Origin of the sequence: Pseudonocardia pini (assembly GCF_013870575.1) — a bacterium.
Lineage (GTDB): Bacteria > Actinomycetota > Actinomycetes > Mycobacteriales > Pseudonocardiaceae > Pseudonocardia > Pseudonocardia pini.
Genome location: NZ_JACBXB010000719.1, coordinates 1 through 2,835, shown reverse-complemented (window position 1 = coordinate 2,835; position 2,835 = coordinate 1). Strand labels below are relative to the sequence as shown.

Sequence of the window (2,835 nt, the reverse complement as noted above, 5' to 3'; positions counted from 1 at the left end):
CGCGCCTCAGCGTCCGACTCGCGCGCCTCAGCGTCCGACTCGCGGGGTGGGGTGTCCGGCTCGCGGGGGGTGGGGGGCTCCTCGTCCGCCGAGCCGTCCGAGGTGATCTCCACCCCGGCCCGCTCGGTCTCGACCCGCGCGGTCTCCGCCGCCGCCTCGATCGCCTCCATCGAGGCGAACTCGCGCGCCAGCGCCTGCGCGGCCGTGGGCCCGACGTGCCGGATGGACAGCCCCACCAGCACCCGCCACAGCGGCCGGTCCTTGGCCGCCTCCAGGTTCTGCAGCAGCTTGCGCCCGTTCGCCGACAGCGCGCCCGCCTTGGTGCGGAAGAGGTCGACCCGGAGGAGGTCCTCCTCCCCCAGCGAGAAGACGTCCCCCTCGTCCTGGACCACCCCGGACTGCAGCAGCCCGACGGCCGCCTCGTACCCCAGCCCCTCGATGTCGAACGCGCCGCGCCCGGCCACGTGGAAGAGCCGCTCCCGCAGCTGGGCGGGGCAGGACCGCGCGTTGGGGCAGCGGCGGTCCACGTCCCCCGCCTTCTGCTGCACCAGCTCCGTGCCGCACTCGGGGCAGTGCGTGGGCATGACGAACTCGCGCTCCGCGCCGGTCCGCACGTCCACCACCGGGCCGAGCACCTCGGGGATCACGTCCCCCGCCTTGCGGATGACCACCCGGTCGCCGATGAGCACGCCCTTGCGGCGCACCTCGTCCGCGTTGTGCAGCGTCGCCATGGACACCGTGGACCCCGCGACCAGCACCGGCTCCATCACCGCGAACGGGGTGACCCGCCCGGTGCGGCCGACGTTGACCTGGATGTCCTTCAGCGTGGTCGTCGCCTCCTCCGGCGGGTACTTGTACGCGATCGCCCAGCGCGGGGCGCGTGAGGTGGAGCCGAGGCGGCGTTGCAGGGCCACCTCGTCCACCTTCACGACCACGCCGTCGATCTCGTGCTCGATGTCGTGCCGGTGCTCGCCCCAGTACGCGACGTGCGCCACCACCTCGTCCACCGACGTGAAGACCTTGGTGCGCGTGGACACGGGCAGGCCCCAGGCCTGCAGCGCCTCGTAGGAGTGCGACTGGGTGACCGGGGTGAACCCGCGCCGCCTGCCCAGCCCGTGGCAGATCAGCCGCAGGTTGCGCGACGCCGTGACCCGCGGGTCCTTCTGCCGCAGCGAGCCGGCCGCGGTGTTGCGCGGGTTCGCGAACGGCGCCTTGCCCGCCTCGACGAGCGACGCGTTGAGCCGCTCGAAGTCCTCGAGCCGGAAGTAGACCTCGCCCCGCACCTCGACCAGCTCCGGCACGGGGAAGTCCGCGGTTCCGGTGAGCTGTTCGGGCACCTCCTCCAGCGTGCGCATGTTGAGCGTGATGTCCTCGCCGGTCCGCCCGTCCCCCCGGGTGAGCGCACGCGTGAGCGCCCCGTTCTCGTACAGCAGGTTCACGGCGAGCCCGTCGATCTTCAGCTCGCAGAGGTAGTGCGGGCTGCCGACCTCCTTGACGGTCCGGTCCGCCCAGGCCCGCAGGTCCTCCTCGGAGAACGCGTTGTCCAGGCTGAGCATCCGCTCGAGATGGTCGTGCGCCGTGAAGTCCGTGGAGAACGTGCCGCCGACGCGCTGGGTGGGCGAGTCCGGCGTGCGCAGCTCCGGATGCTCCTCCTCCAACGCGATCAGCTCGCGCCACAACGCGTCGAACTGGCCGTCGGACACCACGGGCGCATCGAGGATGTAGTAGCGGAACTGGTGGTCCGCGACCTCGGTGGCCAACGCGGCGTGCCGCTCCCGCGCCTGGTCGGGAACGGTGCTGGTGACAGGGCTGTCCGGGCTCACGGGTGCAGGCTAGTCGGCCCCACCGACAGTCTCCGACCATCCGGCCAGCAGCCGCCGCAGGATCGCGTCGAGCCGGGTGCGGTCCGCCGCGGTCAGCACCGACAGCAGCTCCCGCTCGTTCGCGACGTGCTCGGCCACCACCGCGTCGACCGCCTCGCGGCCCGCCGCGGTGAGCGTGACGAGCATGCTCCGCCGGTTCTCCGGGTCCAGCCGCCGCTCGACCCGGCCCGCCGACTCGAGCCGGTCCAGGCGGTTCGTCATCGCCGCCGGCGAGAGCATCAGCGTCCGGGAGAGCGCGGTCGGGGTGAGGGTGTACGGCTCCCCGCTGCGGCGCAGGGCGGCCAGCACGTCGAACTCCGCCGTGCCCATCCCGTGCCGTGCGAACGTCCGTCCGACCAGGGGCTCGGCGAGGTGCGCGAGCCGCCCGAGCCTGCCGAACAGCGCCATCGCGGCGAGCTCCTCGGCGCCCAGGTCCGGACGCTCGCGGCGCCACTGCCCCACGATGCCGTCGATCGCGTCGTCCACGACCCCGACCCTACCTTGACACCGAACATTTCGACGTCGTACTTTTCGACGCATGACAATTAGCTTCTCCGCCGAGGCCGAGGCACCGGTGTCCGCCGAGCGGGCCTGGGGCGTGCTCGCCGACTACTCCCGCGACGCGGAGTGGCGCGGCCAGGTCGTCTCGATGGTCCCGACGCCGCCCGGCCTCGCCCGTCCCGGCCAGCGCACCGCCGAGGTGATGCGCTTCGCGGGCCGGACCCTGCACAACGACGGCGAGGTCGTCACCGCGTCGGGCGGCCGGTTCACCTGGCGCACCACCAGCGGGGTCGACGCCGAGGGGGCCCGTGAGGTCGTCGCGCTCGGCCCCGACCGGTGCCGGATCGTGCTGCGCACACGCGTCCGACCCACGGGAGCGGAGCGCTACTACGCCCCGCTCGCCCGGCTCGTCCTGCGGCGCGGCCTGCGCAAGGACCTCCGCCGGTTCGTCACCCTCTGCACGGACGGCGCT

General features: G+C 73.3%; 3 protein-coding genes. 1 reads left to right on the top strand and 2 read right to left on the bottom strand.

Going from position 1 to position 2,835, the window contains the following annotated elements; genetic code table 11:
• On the bottom strand, nt 1-1,823 hold a 1,823-nt coding region (gene ligA, locus H5J29_RS27755), incomplete at its 3' end, for an NAD-dependent DNA ligase LigA (protein WP_181783944.1).
• Nucleotides 1,824-1,832: 9 nt separating this feature from the next.
• Nucleotides 1,833-2,348, bottom strand: a complete 516-nt coding sequence (locus H5J29_RS27750) for a MarR family winged helix-turn-helix transcriptional regulator (RefSeq protein ID WP_312858447.1) — start codon at nt 2,346-2,348, stop codon at nt 1,833-1,835.
• A 52-nt stretch (nt 2,349-2,400) separates the two neighbouring features.
• On the opposite strand from H5J29_RS27750, the gene H5J29_RS27745 reads away from it, so the two are divergent.
• A partial coding sequence (locus H5J29_RS27745) for an SRPBCC family protein (protein ID WP_181783942.1) occupies nt 2,401-2,835 on the top strand: 435 nt, incomplete at its 3' end.